Origin of the sequence: Streptomyces sp. NPDC006265, from assembly GCF_040613555.1 — a bacterium.
In the GTDB taxonomy this organism is placed as follows: Bacteria; Actinomycetota; Actinomycetes; order Streptomycetales; family Streptomycetaceae; genus Streptomyces.
This window is the reverse complement of the sequence record NZ_JBEXSH010001130.1, coordinates 1-2,413: the sequence shown is the minus strand read 5'-3', so window position 1 is coordinate 2,413 and position 2,413 is coordinate 1. Positions and strand designations below refer to the sequence as shown.

Below are 2,413 nucleotides of genomic sequence, written 5' to 3'. Positions count from 1 at the left end.
TCTCCCGCCGGATCGAGCTGGACGGCCCGGACGACGAGCTGAAGGAGCTGGCCGACACCTTCGACGACATGCTGGAGCGGCTGCAGCGCGCCTTCCGCAGGCTCTCCCGGTGCAGCTGGGCCGCCAGGTCGTAGTCGCCGTTGATCTCGGCGAGCCTGCCGAGCACGTCGGTCGTCTTCAACCGACCCCATAGATCGCCCAGTTCCGCGAAGTGGGCGCGGGCCTCCTCGGCGTTGCCGCGCAGCGACTCCAGGTCCCCGCGGGCCAGGGCGAAGCACGCGCGCGTGGTCAGCGCGGCGGCGGTGCCCCACGCGTCACGCAGGGTACGGAAACGGACCAGGACCCGCTCGACCCGTTGCTCGCCCTTGACCAGCGCCCCCACCGTCCACTGCGCGTGCGCCAGGAACCACTGCGCCCTGGTCGACTCCAGGGTGGACTCGGGCGGGTACTCCTCCAGGGCGGCGCACTCCCGGTCGTGCTCGCCGAGCAGCAGACGGATGCCCGCGTACCAGAACTCCGCCTCCACGCGCTCCTCGGGCGCGGCCTCACCCGCCGTGTCCAGGGCCGTCGCCAGCGCCCGCCGGGCCTCGCCCAGCCGTCCGCGGACGTACCAGTACCAGGTCAGCGAGTTGACCAGGCGCAGTGCCTCCTGCGCGGCCCCGGCCCGGTCGGCCTCGGCCAGCGCGCGCTGCACGTTGGCCGCCTCCAGATCCAGGTACTGGAACCAGCGGGACTGGTCCCGCTGGTGCAGATGCGGCCGGGCCCGTTCGGCGAGGCGGACGCAGTGGAGCAGATGCCGGGCGGCGGTTTCGGCGTGCTCACCGGACTCGGCGAGCTTGTCACGCGCGTAGACCGCGACGGACTCCAGCAGCCGGTAGCGCGGGCCCTGCGGCCCTTCGGTGCGGACGGCCAGCGAGCGTTCCACGAGCAGGCTCAGGGCGTCCAGGACGTCGTCGGGGGACACGCCGCCGCCGGAGCACACGTCCTCGGCGGCCCGCAGCCCGCACCCCTCGGCGAACACCGACAGCCGGCGCAGCACGGTCCGTTCGCGGTCGTCGAGCAGGCCCCAGCTCCAGTCCAGCGTGGCCTGCAGCGTCCGGTGGCGTGAAGGGGCGTCCCGGTAGCCGCTGTTGAGCACTTTGAAGCGGTCGTCGAGCCGGTCGTGCAGCTCCCGGATGCCCAGCGACCGCACCCGGGTGGCGGCCAGTTCCAGTGCGAGCGGGATGCCGTCGAGGCGCCGGCACACGTCGGCGACCAGGGGAGCGGTGGTGGCGTCCAGCGTGAACTCCGGGTCCGTCGCCCTGGTCCTGTCCACGAAGAGGCGCACGGCGCCCGCGCCCGTCAGCGCGTCGAGGTCCGGTCCGTCCTCCGGGGGCAACGACAGCGGCGTCACCGGATACACCATCTCGTCCCGGGTGCGCAGGGGTTCCTGGCTGGTCGTCAGGATGTGCAGATGCGGGGCCCGGCTCAGCAGCAGACCGGCCAGGTGCGCGACGGCATCCACGACGTGTTCGCAGTTGTCCAGCACGAGCAGCAGCCGCCGCCCGGCCAGGGCGTTCGCCAGGCGGTCCGCCGGGCCTCTGGCGTCGTCGTCCGAGGTGTTCTCCCGGATGCCCAGCGTCGCCATCACCTGCTCGGCCAGCGCCTCCGCGCCGGCGAACCGCTCCAGGCCCCCGGCGTCCGCGAGCTCCACGAGCCAGGTGCCCTCGCCGAACGCGCCCGCCAGACTCTCGGCCGTGGCCTGCGCCAGGCGGGTCTTGCCGACACCGCCCGGGCCGGTGAGCGTCACCAGGCGGCGCTGTAAGAGCAGGGCCCGGATCGCCCGCAGGTCCTGCTCGCGGCCCACCAGGGGTGAGGCCGAACCGATGGGACCCGGCCCCGGCTGCGCCCCCGCGACGGACGGCGCCGGCGGCTCCGGTCTGGCCAGGACCGGGTCGTGGCGCAGGATGGCCTGCTGCAGCGCCTCCAGGGACGGGCCGGGGGTCAGCCCCAGCTCCTCGTCGAGCCGGCGCCGCAGATCGTTGAAGCAGTCGAGCGCGTCGGAGGAACGCCCCGCCTGGTACAGCGCCCACATCAGCGCGCCCCGCAGCCCCTCGCGCAGCGGATGCTGCTCCACCAACTCCGTCAGCTCGCCCACCAGCAGGCTGTGTTCACCCAACTCCAGTCGCACCCCGGCGTGTTCCTCCACCGCCGTCAGGCGCTCCTCCTCCAGACTCGCCGTGGTCGGCCGCACGGACGGCTGGTCGGCGAACTCGGCGAAGGCGGGGCCGCGCCACAGCGCCAGCGCCTCGGTGTACAGCGCCGCCCGCGTCACCGGGTCCGCGCCGGACCCCCCGGTGTGTCCTCTTCAGTGTCCGGGCGGGTCGCTTTACAGCGGGGGCGGACAGGACTAACGTACAACCAAATGGTTGTA

Annotated in this window: 1 pseudogene; it reads right to left on the bottom strand. The window is 73.6% G+C overall.

What is annotated here, in order from left to right:
• Positions 1-1,507 precede the first annotated feature (1,507 nt).
• Positions 1,508-2,314: pseudogene (locus tag ABZ281_RS46115) on the bottom strand (BTAD domain-containing putative transcriptional regulator); the annotation flags it as partial.
• Between the last annotated feature and the right edge of the window lie 99 nt (positions 2,315-2,413).